The 16,627-nt window shown below is 67.7% G+C and carries 8 protein-coding genes and 1 tRNA gene; 4 read left to right on the top strand and 5 right to left on the bottom strand.

Features of this window, described 5'->3' with window-relative positions; genetic code table 11:
* Positions 1-49: 49 nt before the first annotated feature.
* On the bottom strand, positions 50-2,080 hold the full coding sequence (locus EJV47_RS17200) for a WG repeat-containing protein (protein WP_126694408.1): 2,031 nt from the start codon (positions 2,078-2,080) through the stop codon (positions 50-52).
* Positions 2,081-2,166: 86 nt separating this feature from the next.
* Positions 2,167-4,527 (bottom strand): erythromycin esterase family protein, encoded by a 2,361-nt coding sequence (locus tag EJV47_RS17195; protein WP_126694407.1) that lies wholly within the window; start codon positions 4,525-4,527, stop codon positions 2,167-2,169.
* Between the two features lie 96 nt (positions 4,528-4,623).
* On the opposite strand from EJV47_RS17195, the gene EJV47_RS17190 reads away from it, so the two are divergent.
* Positions 4,624-6,432, top strand: a complete 1,809-nt coding sequence (locus EJV47_RS17190; protein WP_126694406.1) for a DUF885 domain-containing protein — start codon at positions 4,624-4,626, stop codon at positions 6,430-6,432.
* Positions 6,433-6,512: 80 nt separating this feature from the next.
* Here the strand turns inward: EJV47_RS17190 and EJV47_RS17185 are convergent, their stop codons facing one another.
* Complete coding sequence (locus tag EJV47_RS17185; RefSeq protein WP_126694405.1) at positions 6,513-11,663, bottom strand: T9SS type B sorting domain-containing protein; 5,151 nt, start codon at positions 11,661-11,663, stop codon at positions 6,513-6,515.
* Positions 11,664-11,741: 78 nt separating this feature from the next.
* A complete protein-coding gene (locus EJV47_RS28910) occupies positions 11,742-13,979 on the bottom strand; it encodes a GEVED domain-containing protein (protein ID WP_126694404.1) in 2,238 nt (745 codons plus the stop codon).
* 208 nt (positions 13,980-14,187) lie between these two features.
* Between EJV47_RS28910 and EJV47_RS17175 the strand changes: the two genes are divergently transcribed.
* Positions 14,188-14,997, top strand: coding sequence for an SDR family oxidoreductase (locus tag EJV47_RS17175; protein ID WP_126694403.1), 810 nt, complete (start codon positions 14,188-14,190; stop codon positions 14,995-14,997).
* 3 nt (positions 14,998-15,000) lie between these two features.
* On the opposite strand, the gene EJV47_RS17170 is transcribed toward EJV47_RS17175, so the two are convergent.
* The gene (locus EJV47_RS17170) at positions 15,001-15,726 is read right to left on the bottom strand and encodes a hypothetical protein (protein ID WP_126694402.1); all 726 of its coding nucleotides are present in this window, start codon (positions 15,724-15,726) and stop codon (positions 15,001-15,003) included.
* A 68-nt stretch (positions 15,727-15,794) separates the two neighbouring features.
* Here EJV47_RS17170 and EJV47_RS17165 point away from each other — a divergent pair.
* Both EJV47_RS17165 and EJV47_RS17160 read left to right on the top strand, forming a co-directional pair.
* Positions 15,795-15,867: transfer RNA gene (locus EJV47_RS17165), tRNA-Lys, on the top strand.
* A gap of 458 nt (positions 15,868-16,325) precedes the next feature.
* On the top strand, positions 16,326-16,511 hold the full coding sequence (locus EJV47_RS17160) for a hypothetical protein (RefSeq protein ID WP_126694401.1): 186 nt from the start codon (positions 16,326-16,328) through the stop codon (positions 16,509-16,511).
* Positions 16,512-16,627 lie beyond the last annotated feature (116 nt).

Here is a 16,627-nt window from a genome sequence, read left to right as displayed (position 1 = left end):
GGGCCGTTAGATGGCCGCGGGCTGTTGGGTTGGGCGGTGGCAGCGGGGCTTATTCGTTGTACGGGTCCATGAGGCCGGCGGGGGAGTAGCCGGGTTTGCGCCAGAACTGGCCCGGGTTTACGCCGCCCGCAAACTCGTTGCTGTACACCACCAGCGGATTCTCCTGGTCCTGCGGGTTCTGGCGCAGCAGCTTCACGCGCAGCCGGGTTTTGAAGCTGCCGCTGAACGCGGGCACGGTGAGCTGCCAGTACTGGCCCGGCGCCAGAAACAGCGTGTGGTAGCTGTTGCCGCACCAGCTGCTGGGCACGTACTCGATGTCCTGCCACTGGCCGCGGGCGTCGCGGGCCTGCACGTTCAGGTACAGGTGGCTGTCCTGGGCGTCGAAGAGCACGGTATCGGCGGTGGTGTTGGCAATGCGCAGCTGGTGGCCGGCCCAGCTTTCGGCGTAGCGGGCAGTGGCCGCCTCGCTCACCTGCACCGAGAGGCGGCGGGGCGGGGCCGCCCTGGCCGTGAGCGGGCGGGCCTGGTTGTCGGAGCCGCCCCAGCCGCCGTAGCCGGCGTACCGGGCCAGCGGCTCGGCGGAGGCCGCCGCGTACTGGGCGCGGTTCATGTAGTCGAGGTTGAGGGGCTGCGGCGCTGCTAGGGCAACGGGCTGCGGCGCTTGCCACACCACTTGGCCCTGCAGGTTGAGGTAGGCGTCGCGGCCGTTGTGGCGCAGGGCCAGCAGGCCGTCGGTGGCGAAGCTGGGGCTGGGGGCCAGGGCCTCGTAGCGTAGCGGCACCAGCAGCTGCTGGCTGGGCAGCCACAGGCCGTAGAGGTCCTGATCCGGGTGGGAGCCGCGCTCGGCCCGGCCGTTGAATACCAGCAGGTCGCCATAGCGCCGCACGTCGTCGTAGTCGATGGAGTCCGGCAGCGGCCCGACCACCACCCGGCCAGTGGTGTCGATACCGGCCAGGCCGGCGTCGGTTTCCACGTAGGCCACGCCGTTCTCGAACACCGGGGCTTCCTCCTCTCGGAAGCGGGCGTCGCGCACGATGTCGTTGTAGACGGCCGTGCCCACCCGCCGCCCCTGGCGGTCGAGCAGGTGCCACGTCCGGCCCTCGGTGGTCTGGGCAAAAGCCCGGCCCTGGGTCATGGGCGTTATCCGCTGGTAGCCGGGGCGGGTGATGAGCAGGCGGCCCCGCGCGTCGACCAAGCTGGCGTAGGAGTAGTGGCGGGCCGAGGACCAGACCTTCACCGTATCGGGGTTCACGGTGTACACCTCGACGGGCAGCACGCCCTCCCAGAAGCTGGGCGCGCCGTAGCCGGTGCTGACGCGCGGGCCGAGGCGCAGGTCCAGCTCCCGGCCCGCGGCATCCAGCAGCACCTCGTCGCCGGAGCCGCGGCGGGCGTCGGCGGGGTCGGGGCGCAGGGCCAGGGTAACGGCGCTGCGGTAGGGCGCAATTTCGTGGTAGCGCCCGCACGGCACCAGCAGCCGCCCGTCGGTATCGATGACGCCCGGTTGGGGCTGGGCGTTCGGGTCAGCGGTTTTATCGGGCAGGGAGTACACCAGGGCCCGGCCGTGGTGAAACTCCTCGATGCGCTGGTACACGGTGTCGGTCAGCAGGTGGCCGCGCAGGTCGGTGAGGCCGGTGCGCCCCGAGCGGGTGCGCACCACCAGGCGGTCGGGTACTTCCTCCAGGAGGGCCAGCTGGGCGTAGGGGTGCCGAAACTGTACCTCGCCCTGCGCATTGATGAGCAGCGGGCGGCCGTCGAGCCAGACCTGGGCCAGACCCTGCCGGAAGCCGGTAGCGTAGTCGTAGGTGGCCGGTATCTGCAGCTGGCCCCGGGCGTTGAGGTAGCCGTAGCGGCCGGCCACGCGCACCGCGCCCAGCCCTTCGGCAAACGGCTGGGCGCTTTCGAACTGCGGGGCCACTACCGGGCGGCCCTGCACGTCGAGGTAGCCCCATTTCTGCTGGTCGACGTAGGGAAACAGGCCCGGATTGGCCAGAGGCGCAGCCCCGGGCGCTGAACCAGGCTGCGAAGCCGAGAGGCCGCCGGCCAGCAGCCCCAGGCCGGATAGTAAGGACAAGAAACGCATGGACAGAAGAGGTTAAAGGCGGGATACTGTCGATAGGATGCGTGCGGCCGCCCGATTCCACAGCCGGCGGCAAGAAAAACAGCCGGCTACCTCGCCGCCTGCGCCGGCGTCGACTTGGGCAGGTAGAGCAGGGCGTCGAACTCGCGGCGCAGGCTGTGGCGGTCGAAGGGCTGGGCGTAGGCCTTCAGCGTGCCCTCCCGGAACTGCAGATTCTCGAACAGCCACTGGGTGCCGGGCATCAGCTCGGGCGTGCGGATGTCGAGCAAAGCCGCGGGCAGGGCGGCGGCCCGGAAGTAGTTTTCGTAGCTGCCCACCGCCGAGGGGGCCGCCGTGGCCGTGACAAAGGCGGGCGGCTCCTCGGCGCGCAGGGCCCGGAACGTGCCCTCGTGGAAAGCCAAGCCCACGGCCAGGAAATCGGCCCCGTACTGGCGGCGCAGCTGCATGCCCAGGGTTTCGTCGTCGCGGTTGTAGGTCGAAAGGGTTTCGTTGTGCGACCAGACGACCACCTTGCCGCCGCTGGCCTGGGTCCGCGCCCATTGCAGGTTTTCGGCCAGGCAGGCGGCGCGGTAGGAGGGCCGCAGGCTGGCGGCGAGGGTGTTGTAGAGGCTGTACTGCTCGGCCACGCGCAGCAGTTGGGGCAGCAGCACGGCTTCGCCCGGAAAGGGCTGGTAGCGGCTGGAGAGCTTGGCCGGCAGGTCGTAAGCGGCGCGCAGCTCGGCCAGCAAGCGGCGCACGTCGGTGAGCAGGGGCGTGGGGGCATCGGGTTGCCGGAGCAGGTGCAGGCGGACGTTGGCCGCTTCCAGCTCGCGCAGGCGGGCTTGTAGCTCGGCCAGCTTGTCGGTGCGGTAGTTGGGGCCGGGAGGCAGGTGGGGGCGCAGGTAGCCCAGGCCGGCGGGAGCTTCCTCCATGTCGAGGCCCATCAGTTGCAGCTTGGGGCCGGTGGCGCGCTGGTTGTAGCTGCGCATCCACTGCACCAGGGCCAGCATTTCGGCGGTGTCCCAGGCGGGCAGCTCGGCCACCAGGGCTTTCGGGTCGCCCTGGCCAGTTTGCAGGTAGTCGTTCAGGGCCAGGCAGGGGCCCAGGTCGGCTTCGAGGGCCAGCAGGCGCACGCCCTTCTGCTCCACCAGGTAGCGAAACAGCCGGTGCTTGAGCTGCATCTGCTCGTGGGAGCCCAGCGTGGCCTCGCCCAGCCCGATGACGTGGCTGGTGCCCACCAGCTGCCCGAAGGCGGCCAGGTCTTTCTGGTCGCCGCCGTCGGGGGCGGTGGTGCGCAGCGGCACGGCGGCTTTGCGCAGCCAGGCCAGCTCGGCGGCCGTGGGCAGACCCGGCGTGGGCGCGGCGGTCGGCGCAAAGGCGCGGCCATCGACGAGCAGCTCCACGTGGTCGAGCCACACGGCCGAGGCGCCGGGCTGCAGCAGCAGGGGCAGCTCGGAGTGGTTGAATTTACTCCAAACAGGCACTTTCAGCTCGAAGGGCTGCCAGCTGGGGGGGCTGGTGGGGGCCGGCAGAGCCGCCGTGGTCAGCTCACCCGGCCACTTAAACCGGTCGTAGGGAAAGACGCGCCGGTCGCTGTTGCTGAGGAGGCGGTACTGTAGCCGGGCCGGCGCGCCGGTGGCCGTTTCGTAGCGCACGTAGCCGCGGATGGTCAGCGTTTTGTCCTGCAGCGAGTCGAGGGGCGCCACGCCCAGGTACACCGGGGCCGCGCCCGGCGCGGCGGCCGGGACGCGCAGGCTGCGCCGGCCGTGCTGCACCACGGCCGAATCGAGGAGCCAGCGGCGGGGCCAGGCCTGGGGGCCGCGCACCTCGGCGGGGCCGCGACGCTCGAAGTCCCAGTCGGGCAGGGGCGTGCCGGGCGGCAGCAGCAGGGCCTCGGTGCCGGGCAGGGGCACTTGCACCCAGGGCTGGCCCCGCCGGTGCAGCTGGTAGTTGTCGAGCCAAACGCGGCCCCGCCCGTTCACGTGCACGGCCAGCCACACACTCTCGGCCCCCCGGCTCACGGGCAGCTGCAGCCGCAGCTGTTGCCAGTCGGCCGTGGGCGTTGCCGCCACAGAATCGTTGCGGGTGTTGGCACTGGATAAACTGGCATTGCCGGCCCCGGAATTGGCGTCCAGCCAGACCCGGCCCCGGAAATCTTCGGTGCGAATCCAGGCCGTGAAGGTGACAATCTGCCCGCGCAGCGAGTCCGTGACGGGAACGGCAGCCGAGATAAAGGTGGCTTCGGGCTCCTCGGCCCGCGAGGCGTCGATGAGCAGGCTGCCGCGGCCGTGCTGCGCCCGGCTGGTGGTGTCGAGGCGGATGAGCAGGTCGTCGGGGTGCTGGCGGCGGCCCAACAGCAGCAGCGGCTGGCGGCGGTTGACTTCGGGCTCGAAGTCGAGGTTCTGAATAGCCTGGGCGGGGGCCTTCAGACCGGCCAGGAGCAGGGCCAGGAGCAGCAGCGGATAGCGCATAACAACCAAGGAAGAGGATAAGCACCGGGCGCGGGGCAAGGGCCGGCGAACCTAAAAACGAAGTAGATTGAGCCAACTTATCAATCTGCACTTCAAATGAAAACTTTTGGCCTACTCGTCGGCCTGACCGCCGCCCTGGCCCAACCGGCTCTGGCCCAAAAAGCTAAGCCGGCCGCCAAGCCGGCCCCCACCAGTACCAGCGCGTCGGCACCGCTGGCCGCCCTGTTTGCCGCCTACGCGGAAGAGGAAGTCCGGCTGTTTCCGTTTCTGGCCACCAGCCGCGGCGACAACCGCTACAACGACCAGTTTCCCAACGACCAGACCCAGGCCCGGCGCGAGCAGGTGCGCGGCTTCTACCAGCGCTACCGCACCCAGCTCCAGAAAATCGACCGCGCCCGCCTGAACCCCACCGACCAGGTGAGCTACGACATGATGGCGTACTCGCTGGACCAGAACCTGGCCGGCTTCCAGTTCAACAACTGGATGATGCCCTTCAACCAGTTCTTCAGCCTGCCCAGCTCCCTGGTGCAGCTGGGCACCGGCACCGGCGCCCAGCCCTTCAAGACGGTGCAGGACTACGACAACTGGCTGGCCCGCCTGCGCGGCTTCCCGGTCTGGGCCGATTCGGCCATCAGCAACTTCCGCCGCGGCATGCGGGCCGGGGTGGTGCTGCCCAAGGCGCTGGTGCCCAAGATGGTAAGCCAGCTACGCGCCGTGGCGGTGGCCGAGCCCAGCAAAAACCTGTTCTACGGCCCCGTAGCGAAGTATCCCGCCTCCTTCACCGACGCCGACAAAGCCCGCCTGACCCCGCTCTTCACCGAGGCCATCCGGCGCGACGTGGTGGCCCCCTACCAGAAGCTGGCCGACTTCCTCGAAACGGAGTACCTGCCCCGGGCCCGCAGCAGCAGCGGCATCGGGGCGCTGCCGCAGGGCGCGGCCCGCTACGCCTTCGCCGTGCAAACCAGCACCACCACCAACCGCACCCCGGAGGAAATCTACCAGATCGGCCTGGCCGAGGTAAAGCGCATCCAGGCCGAAATGGAGCGGGTGAAGGCCCAAACCGGCTTCAAGGGCGACCTGCAGGCCTACTTCGCCTACGTCGACTCCGACCCCAAATTCCGGCCCTTCAAGACGGAACAGGAGGTGCTGGCGGCCTTCGAGGCGGTGCAGGCGCGCATCACGCCGCAATTGCCCAAGCTGTTCAGCCGCACCCCCAAAACGCCCTTCGAAGTCCGCGCCACCGAGGCGTTTCGGGCCGCCTCGGCGTCGGCGCAGTACAACCGCGGCTCCGCCGACGGCACGCGGCCGGGCATCTTCTACGTGCCCATCCTCGACCCGCTGAAGTTCAACACCGTAGCCAACCCGGCCATGGAAACGCTGTTTCTGCACGAGGCCATTCCGGGCCACCACTACCAGGTATCGTTGCAGCAGGAAAACACGCAGCTGCCCGATTTCCGCCGCTTCGGCGGCTACGGCGTGTTCAACGAGGGCTGGGCGCTCTACACCGAAAGTCTGGGGCCGGAGCTGGGCGTGTTCCAGGACCCCAACCAGCTGATGGGCCACCTGGGGGCCGAAATTCACCGCGCCATCCGGCTGGTGGTCGACGTGGGCCTGCACACCGGCAAGCTTACCCGCGAGCAGGCCATTCAGTACATGCGGGCCAACGAGGCCATCAGCGAGCAGGGCGCCACGGCCGAGGTGGAGCGCTACATGGCCGTGCCCGGGCAGGCGCTCATGTACAAAACCGGCCAGCTCAAAATCAGCGAGCTGCGGGCCCGCTACGAAAAGCAGCTCGGCCCGAAGTTCGACCTGCGCGCCTTCCACGACGAAATCCTGGCCGGGGGCTCCATGCCGCTGGCCGTGCTGGAAAAGCGCATGGACGCCTGGGCCGCCGCCCGCAAGTAAGCGTCCCGTACCAGCTAGCCCCAACGAAAACGGCCGCCCGGATGATTCCGGGCGGCCGTTTGGCTTCAAGGCAGGCGTGGTTAGCGGGTTATTTCAAACCAGCCCTTGGTCACCTTGCCCGAGGCTTCGGTGAAGAGGAAGTAGTACGTGCCGGTGGGCTGAGCCTCGCCGTTCCAGGTGTTGCGGTAGTTGGTGGTGCGGTACACCTCGCGGCCCCAGCGGTTGAAGATGGCAATGCGGTTGCCGGGGTACAGCTCCACGTTCTTGATGGTGAACACGTCGTTGAGGCCGTCCCCGTTGGGCGTGATGATGTTGTAGAACGCCAGCGGGTTTTCGAAGGCCGTGCGCGAGTCGTTCGACCAAGCTTCGGCCGGCGTCGCGCCCGTGCCCAGCACCTTGATGCGGAACACCTGGTCGAAGCCTTCGCGGCCCACGGTCAGCTCGGTGCTCAGGGTGCCGGCCGGCACGGTGGCTACCTTGGTGGCGGTGCCCCCGTCGAGCGTGCGCCACACTTCGTAGCTGCCCACCGTGAAGCCCTGGTAGGCATTCCAGTTCAGCATCACCTTGCCTGTTTGCTCGTCGGCCGTGGTTTGCAGGCGTACGGTGGTGTGGTTGGTGCTGCCCAGCGTGGTGCCGCAGCTGTTGAGCAAATCCAGGCGGTACTCGTAGGCCGTGGCGTCGGCGTCCACCGTGGCGTCGTCGTAGGTAGCGGCCGAGTTGGCCACCGTGCCCACCTGCACGAAGGCGGCGGTGCTACCGGCGTTGCGGCGCATGATGCGCACCTGGTTGGTGTTGTTCGTGCGGTCGGCCACGTTCAGGGCCAGGGTGATGCGGCGGTCATCCGTGAGGCTCACCGAGGCCGTCCGCAGCGCCACCGTGGCGTTGTCGAGCGGCAGCGTAATAGTGGTGGCCGGGCCGGCGCAGCCAAACTGCGAGGTTTCCGTCACCGCAACGCTGCGCGTGGTAGCCGCGGCCGCGAAGCTTACCGTCACCGAGCCGGTGCCTTGGCCGGCGGTGATGGTGCCGCCCACTACCGTCCACTGGTAGGTGCTGGTGCTGCTGGGCGTGCCCACGCTGTAGGTAATGCCCGTCAGGCCCTCGGGGCAGATGGCGCGCGGACCGGTTACCGTCGGGGCCGCCGGCAGCGGGTCCACGGTGAAGGTGCGCGTGGCCACCGGGCCGGCGCAGCTCTGGGCGTTGGTTTCGGTGGCCGTGAGCGTGTAGGTGCCCACGGGCAGCGAGGCAGCCGGCAGCGTCACCGCGTTGCCGGTGCTGGCAAGCACGGTGGTGCCCAGCGCCCAGCGGTAGGTAGAGCCAGCCGTGGAAGGCAGCGAGAAGGTGGCGGCGTTGCCGGCGCACAGGCGGTTCGGGCCGCTGATGGTCTGGGCCACCGGCGAGGGCAGCACCGTCACGTACAGGGTATCGGAGGTGCCGAGGCAGCGGCCGCCGGCCGGGTTGCTCGATTCCGTCACCACAATCTTGCCGAGGCCGGGGCGGGTCCAGTTAATCACCACTGAGGCCTGGTTGGTGCTGACCTGCGTGCCGCCGATAATCTGCCAGCCGTAGCTCGAGCCGGCCGTCAGCTGGGTCTGGTAGGTGTAAGGGCCATCGGCCTGGCACACCCGCGCGGGGCCGGTGGGCCGCGGCGTGATAAGAATCTGGTTGATGCGCACCGGGAAGGTCACCGTATCCGACGAGCAGCCGGTGGTGGGGTTCACCCGGTAGGCGCGCACGTTGGCCGAGCTGCTGGCCGCGCCCCAGTTCACGGTAATAGCCGCCGTGCCCTGCCCGCTGGCAATGGTACCGCCGTTGACAATCCACTGGTAAGCGGTGCTGCGCGGGTTGCGGATGCTGTAGGCCACGCCCTGCACCGTGGGGCACACCGAGGCCGAGCCCTGGATGCTGTCATTCTCCGGCCGCGGGTTGATGCGCACAAACACCGTGTCGTTGCGCGAGCAGCCCTGCGAGGTGCGGGCCGTCAGGATGTAGCGCACGGTGGTGGCCGTGGCGCCGGTAGTGCCCGTCACGGTGGGCTGGGCCACGGTGGTGCTGCTCAGGCCGGTAGCCGGGCTCCACTGGTAAGTATAGCCCGTCAGCGGCGCGGCACCCAGCTGGGCCGATTTGCCCGAGCAGATATCCACGTCGGCGCCGGCGCGGGCGTCAACGGCCGGGTTCAGCGTCACGCTCACCTGGCTGGTGGCCGTGCAGCCTTCACGCGAGGTGGCCGTCAGGGTGTACACGGTGGTTTGCGGAGCCGAGCCGGCGGGCAAGGTCTGCATAAACACCGGCTGGGCCGCGGTAGCCGAGCTCAGGCCGGTGGCCGGGCTCCACTGGTAGGTGTAGCCCGTCAGCGCGGCCGAGCCGAGCGTAATGGCTTCGCCCGAGCACACGGTGCGCGTCGGGGTGCCGGCGTTGGCCACCACGGCCGGGTTCACCGTCACCAGCACCGTGTCGCGGTCCTGGCAGCCGAAGCTGTTGAGCACCGTCAGGATGTACTGCTGGGTGAGCGGGGCGGTGGTGCTGGGGTTCGTCAGCGTGACGGTGGGCTGGGCGCTGGTGGCCGAGCTCAGGCCGGTGGCCGGGCTCCACTGGTAGGTGTAGCCCGCCAGGGCCGTGGCCCCAATCTGGGTGGAAGCACCCGAGCAGATAACCGGGTCGGTGGCACCGGCGCGGGCGTCGGCGGCCGGCTTCACGTTCACCACCACCGTATCCGTCTGCGCACAGGCCGGGAAGCTGGTGTTGATGACGCGCACGATGTACTGCTGCGAAATGGTGGTGCTGCCGGTGTTGGTCAGCGTGGCCGTGGGCTGGGCCACGGTGGTGCTGCTCAGGCCGGTGGCCGGGCTCCACTGGTAGGTGTAGCCCGTAATGGCGGCCGCGCCCAGCTGGGTCGGCTCACCCGAGCACACGGTCGGATCGGTGGCGCCGGCGCGGGCGCTGGGCAGCGGGTTGACCGTCACCCGCACCGTGTCAGTTTTCACGCAGCCGGCGGTGGTGCGCACCGTCAGAATGTATTGCTGAGTGAGCGGGGTGGTGGTGCTGGGGTTGGGCAGCGTTACCGTCGGGTTCAGAATGGTGGCGTTGCTCAAGCCGGTAGCCGGGCTCCACTGGTAGGTGCTGCCCGCCACGGCCGAAGCCGCGTCGCCAATCTGGGTCGACTCACCGGAGCAGATAACCTTGTCGGCGCCGGCGCGGGCCACGGCCGCGGGGTTTACCGTCACCACGATGGTGTCGCGGGCCTGGCAGCCCTGCTGCGTGGTAGCCAGCAAGATGTAGCGCACCGTGGTCGGCGTGGTGCCGGTGGTCAGCGTCAGCGTGGGTTGCGCGGCGGTGGCCGAGCTCAGGCCGGTAGCCGGGCTCCACTGGTAAGTGTAGCCCGTCAGAGCCGGGGTGCCCAGCTGGGTCGGCTCACCCGAGCACACCGTCAGCGTGGGCGGGCCGGCATTGACCTGGGCCACCGCGTTGACGTTGATGGTGATGGTGCGCGTGGTGGTGCAGGTGCCGTCGCCGGAGGTGACGGTGTACGTGGTCGTCTGCGTCGGCGACACAGTGTAGGTGGCGCCGATGAAGGGGGGCTGGCCGCCGCCGGTGAAGGTGTAGGTGGTACCGCCCGTGGCCGTGAGCGTGGTCGACTGACCCAGGCAGATGTTTGCGCTGGAGGCTGTCACGCCCAGGTTGATGGTCGGGCGCAGGTTCACCGCGCGGGTGGCCGAGTCGCTCTGGCAACCGAAGGCCGAGAGGCTGCGCACCGTCACGCGGCCCGCACCCACCGTGTTCCACTGCACCTGAATGGAGGGGCCGTTGGCCGGCCCCTGGATGGTGCCGCCCGTCACGCGCCAGGTGTAGCCGCCCGCCGGGGCCGGGCCCGTAGCGGTGTAGGTACGCACCTGGGCCGCGTCGCAGATGATACTGTCACCGAGCAGGGCCACGGGCGCCGGCGTGCGGGTCACGAAAATCTGGAAGACCTCGGCCGCCGTTTTCGAGTTGCAGTTCACAATGTCGTTGGCCGTCAGCACCACGTCGTAGGGCGTAGCGCGGGCCTCGCCGCAGCGGGGCGTGAAGCGGAACTGCCCGCTCAGGCCACTGGCGCCGCTGATAGTCACGCTGCCGGTGTTGGCGCCGGTAAGCACGGTGCCCGCCTGCCCGGCAAAGGTGGCGTTGAAGCCCCCCGCGCCGTCGAGCAGCACGCTGTTGGCCCTCATGGTGATGCCGTTGTTGTCGGGGTCGTTGGCGGCCACGTTGAAGCTCAGCGTCTGGCCCTCTTCCACCGTAAACACGCGCTGGGCCAGGGTGGCGGCCGTGAACTGCGGGGTATTATTCGGCGGGCAGGTTTGCGTCACCAGCTGAATTTCCCGCCGGGTCGAGCCCACCAGGATTTCCCGGCCGTTGATGGTGCGGTACTCCTTCACTTCCACCGACACCACGTAGTTGCCGGGCGTGGCCACCGCGTAGCGGGCCAGGCCGGTGCTGGCGTTCAGCGAGGCAAAGTTGCCCGGGCCCGTCCCGAAGGGCGCCGTGGGGCTGAAGCCGTTGGCGTAGGTGACGGCAATGGGCGGGGGCGTAAACTGCGAGGGGTTGGCCAGCCGGTCGTAGGGCGTGGAGAACGAGTAAATCAGCCGGTCCCCATCGGGGTCCACGGCGTTGTTCAGAAACAGGCTGGTGTCGCCCTGACACACGATGGCCACGGCCGTATCGGAGAAGGTGGGCGAGGAGTTGGGCAGCAGGGGCGGGGCCATTTCCATGTAAATGGTCTGCTGCTGCGAGTCGGAAGGGTTGCGCAGGTTGGTGATGCCTGCGTTGCGGGTGCCGTCGGTATAAGTGGCGTAGTAGCCGTCGAACGACACGGGCAGGTCCACGTCGGCCTCGTAGCGGCACAGGCGAATCTGCACGGCGCTGTTGGTGCCGCAGCCCGGCGGCACGATGAGCGGGTTGCTCAGCTGGTTGATGTTGACCGAGCGGATAAGGGCCCCGTTCTGCGACTTGTTGAAGAAGTTCACCGTAATGAACGGCCGCCCGAGCGGCACGCTCGACTGGTTGGGCTGCGTGGTGCGGGCGTTGACGTAAATCAGCACCGTGACCCGGTAGCGGAAGGGGTTGGCACTGTTGCCGGAGGCACCCAGATAGCGGTAGGTCATTTCGCCGCCGACCAAGTGGGAGGCTCGGGCCTGGGGCCGGGCCAGCCCCACCAGCAGGAGCAGCAGCAACCCGTAGCGGAGGAAAAGTTTGAGCATATAAAAAGGAGAAAGGAGAGGCAAAGGAAAACGCCCGGGGCCGGAGCGCCCCGGGCGAGAAAAGCCGCGGCGGGCCGCTTAGTTGCGCACGATGCGGCGGGTGGCCTGGGTGCCGTCGGCCGCGGTGAGGCGCAGCAGGTACACGCCCTGCGGCAGCTGGGGCAGGGCCAGGGCCGCGTCGGCGCCGGGGCTCAGGCGCACCGGCTGGCGCAGCAGCACCGCGCCCAGCAGGTTTTCCACGCGCACCTCGTAGGTACCGGCCGGGGCCGCGGGCAGGTGCAGCCGCAGGCGGCCGTCGGGCGTGGGGTTGGGGTACACCTCAAAGCCCGGAATGTCGCGGGCCGGTCCGGCCGTGGCCAGCGGGCCCGAAATATTAACCGAGTAGTCCTCCGTTTCGGCGTTCAGCTGGTTCTGGATGCAGGCGTTGGGCGTGTTGGCGTTCAGGCGCATCAGCACCCGCATGCGAGTAAAGCCGATGTTGCTCTGCGGCGTGGGCACCGTGAAGCTGGCGCTGAGCGTGGTAGCGGTGGTGCCGTTGACCACCTGCTCGCTGGCGTCGAACGTGCCGTTGCGGTTGTAGTCAATCCAGACCGTCGTCGAGCGGTTAAACGAGTTGTTGATGGCCACACTCAGCGAGTAGGTGCTGCCGGTGCGCAGCTCCAGCACGCGGCGGGTGTAGTTGCCGTAGCCGTTGGCGTCGGCCGCCGTGTTGCTCACGAAGGGCGAAGTCAGGGAGCCGCCGCTGACCTGCACGCTGGTAATCCAGGCATTGGTATTGGTGCCGGTGGAGGCGCAGTAGCTCACGCAGGGCACCGTCAGGGCAATGTAGGTGCGCTTGGTAGCCACCTGGCTACCGTTGGCGTTGGTGGCCGTCAGCGTCACGTCGTACACGCCCGAGGCAGTGTAGGTGTGGGTGGGGTTGCGCTGGGTAGAGGTCTGCCCGTCGCCGAAGTTCCACAGCCAGCTGGTCGGGGCGTTCTGGCTCAGGTCGGTAAACTGCACCGGGTTGGAGCAGGTAGAAGAGTAGTCGGAGCTGAAGTCGGGGGCCGGCGGCAGCGTGTTCGGCTGAATCGTCACGTTGTAGTCCTCGGCCTGCCCGAACTGAATGCCCGAGCACGTGGTGAAGCCCGAGCCCACGAAGTCGGAAATGACGCGCAGGCGCAGCGGCGTGTTGCGCACGGCCCCGCCCGGAATGGTGAGGGTGCCCGACACCGGCGAGGTGCGGTTGAGCATTTCCAGCAGCATCTCGTTGCTCGTGAACTGCCCGTCGTTGTTCAAATCCAGCCACACGCGCGTGTCCTGGGGGTTGGTGCCCGTCAGCAGCGAGAGGGTGTAGCGGTTGCCCTCGATCAGCGAGACGCGGCCGGTGCAGGTGAAGTCCTGGTAGCCGCCCACCCCGTCGGTGGAGTTGTTGGTGAGCGTGCCCAGCTGCAGCTGCGTGATGCCGTAGCCGCAGCAATAGGCCGTGGTAGCGGGCGTGCAGCTGGCCGCGCGCGGCACCTGGTTGTTGTAGGTAATGTAGTTGGTGCGCGTGGCCACGTTGGAACCCACCGAGTTAGTGGCCGTCAGCCGGACGGTAAACGTGCCGGGCGTGGTGTAGCAGTGCCGCGGGTTCTGGGTGGTGGCGGTTTGCCCGTCGCCGAAGTCCCACAGCCAGCTGGTGGGCCCGCTCTGGCTCTGGTCGGTAAACTGCACGCAGCCCGAGCAGGTGGTGGTCTGGTCGGCGGTGAAGCCCGCCGTAGGGGCCGTGGTGGTCGAAGTCAGCGTTACGCGGTAGTCCTCCGTCTGCGAGTACTGCGGAGTGGAGCAGGGCGTGGGCAGGGCCGTGATGTTGGCGTAATCGGCCGCCACGCGCATGCGCAGGGCCACCCCGGTGGTGGCCCCGGCCGCGATGCGCACGGTGCCCGTCTGGGCGCCGCGGCCCACGCTGCTGAACACCAGCTCGCCGCCGCTGCTCTGCGGGGTGTTGCTGAACTGCCCGTCGTTGTTGAAGTCAATCCACACGCGCACGTTCTCGTCGGCCGAGGCGTTGGTGCGCACCGTCAGCGGGTAGTCCTGCCCAATGGTGAGCGAGGTGCCGATGGTGCAGGAGTAGTCCCGGTAGCCGTCCTGCACGCCGCTGGTCGTGTTGTTGATGGTGCCCAGCGTCACGTTCAGAATGCCCATGCCGAAGGGAAACGACGAGGACGGGGCCGAGCCCGGGGTGCAGGCGCTGGTGGCGGCCGGGCACTGGGCCTGGGCGGCGGGGGCCGTCAGCCAGCCTGCCACGGCCAGAAAAAGGGGCGCGAAGCGCCGCAAGCGTATAGATTTCCGCATAGAGTAGCCCGTAAGGGTGGGGGATTTCACCGCCTTAAATGTAGCGACTAAATCCAAGGCTTATGTAGCGACAGTACAACTTTTGCTGCGCTGTATCGACGGTTTCCCGCTATTTATCGACCAATGCGCTACGCCCCAAAAACCCTGCCCAAAAAGCCAGTAGCTTTGCCGCCCGGCCCCGGTGCGGGCCGGCTGATTTTTACTTCGCATGCAGCAACAAGTAGTGCTTATTACCGGGGGCACCTCGGGCATCGGCCAGGCCTGCGCCCAGGTGTTCGGGCAGGCCGGGGCCCGCGTCGCCATTACCGGCCGCGACGAGGCCCGCCTGCAGGCCACCCTGGCCGATCTGAAAGCCCGCGGCATCGAGGCCCAGGCCATCCGCGCCGACGTGGGCGAGGAAGCCGACTGCCGCCGGGCCGTGGAGGAAACCGTGCAGGCCTTCGGCCGCCTCGACGTGCTCATCAACAACGCCGGCATTTCCATGCGCGCCCTCTTTGCCGAGGCCTCCCTGGACGTGATGCGCCGCCTGATGCAGACCAACTTCTTCGGCACGGTGTACATGACTAAGTACGCCCTGCCCCACGTGACGGCCGCCCGGGGTAGCATCGTGGGCATTTCCAGCATTGCCGGCTACCGGGGCCTGCCCGGGCGCACGGGCTACTCGGCCTCGAAGTTTGCCATGAACGGCTTCCTCGAAACGCTGCGCACCGAACTGCAGCCCCAGGGCGTGCACGTGCTCACGGCCTGCCCGGGCTTCACCGCCTCCAACATCCGCAACACCGCCCTGGCCGCCGACGGCTCGCAGCAGGGCGAGTCGCCGCGCGACGAGAGCAGCATGATGAGCAGCGCGGAAGTAGCCCGCCACATCCTGCACGCCGTGCAGCAGCGCCGCCCCACCTTGGTACTGACGGGCAAGGGCAAGCTGACGGTATTCCTGAACAAGTGGCTACCCGCCGGCATTATGGACCGGCTGGTGCTCAACGAGTTCAAGAAGGAGAAAGACTCGCCGGTGCGCTAGCGGCTACTCCACCAGCAGCAGATCGTGCTGGCGGATGTAGGCCGTGCGCCCGCGCCACAGCACCCGAAACCAGATATCCTGCCGGCCCTGCACCAGGAGCCGGTCGCCGGCCGCGGCGGTGGTCAGCCAGCCCGCCGCGGCGCTGGGAGCGGCCATGAGCGCGGCCCGGGGGCGGCACACCAGTCCCACGGTGGCGGGCTCCAGCACGTTCAGCACCGCCCCCACCAGCACCAGGTAAATGCCGTACACCAGCCACCAGCCCCGGGCCGCGCCGCGGCGCCGCAGCATCAGCAAGGTACCCGCCGCCACTCCCACGGCCAGCAGCACCTGCAGCAGGGAAGGGTAATAGCGTCGAAACGTAAGGGCCAGCTGCTGCCGCCAGGTGTCGGGGTAACCGGTGAGGCGGTGCGTCGCCGCCAGCTCCACCGTTTTGCGCCACACCGCCGCATTGGGGTAGTAGTGCTGGTAGAGGTTCAGGTAGTACAGGGCTGCCGGGTACTGGTCGTGGCTTTCCTGCACGGCGGCCATGCGCAGCAAGGCCTGCTCACTGACCACGCGCTGCCGCAACTGCTGTCGGTACTGCTGGTAGGCCTCCGCAGGCTTGCCTACCGTAAACAGCGAATCAGCGCGTCGGGCGGTGAGGGAAGTAGGTTGAGCCAGAACGGCTTGTATAAAAAAGCCCGCCAGCAGGCAGAGAATGGCTATTTTTTTTGCCGGAAAGTTTGGCATTAAAAACCTGACCAACTACTTTTGTGCCACAATCGACCCCGGTAGGTTGTTGGAATCACAAAGAAAATGATTCTGTAGCTCAGCTGGTAGAGCAGTACACTTTTAATGTACGGGTCCTGGGTTCGAATCCCAGCGGAATCACTGAAGCCCCTGTTTGCAACTTGCAAACAGGGGCTTTTCGTTGCTGGGTATGTAAGTGGATATGGAACTACAGTCTCATTCAATCGCTCTGACGTGTGAGTAATAGCAAGCGACTTGGCTCGGCGATGTAAGAAAGAGCTTAGCAACGGCGGGTAGCGTCGGGTCGCTTGCATTGGCCGTGTGGAGAGAGGTTATCTGGTTTATCCCCCCTTCCTCAACCCTGCTTCGCATTCGTGACGCCTCCCTCTGTTTCCGTCGCTATTCAAGCTGCTCGCTCCTTGCACTGAGACGAGCATGTACCCCGACAGGCGCGTCAGCTCTTGCAGCGGCTGATGGCCCCTCTGCCGGGCCTGCGCGGTGAATGGCATCGGTAGGAGGTGCTGCGGTTGTTGCACGAGGATACCACCGAGCGCCGCCGACAGCTGCCCTGCTTTGCCGCCTTTGATACCGTTGACCCGTTGGCCACGCGCGAAGCAGCAGCTCAGCTCGGCAGCGACGCGGAGTTCCACGCTTTCCTGTTGCTGCAGGTCTGGTACCAGGTGCTGCGTGCCTTACGGCAGCTGCAGCTCAAACTGCTGGGCTATACTGAACCGCCCGGCATGCACAAGGATACGGCCGCTACCCAATTGGCGCGCCTCAGGTAACTACGCTCACGGGCAAATTGAGTGTAGCAGGCTTACCGCAGGGGTGGTATGTCTTGCGGTTCAAAACGGCTGTGGCAAGTTATAAGGCCCGTTTCTACCAATCGAATTGAGGCCAA

The organism is Hymenobacter gummosus, assembly GCF_003970915.1.
Lineage (GTDB): Bacteria > Bacteroidota > Bacteroidia > Cytophagales > Hymenobacteraceae > Solirubrum > Solirubrum gummosum.
This window is presented reverse-complemented; position numbering and strand designations above follow the sequence as displayed.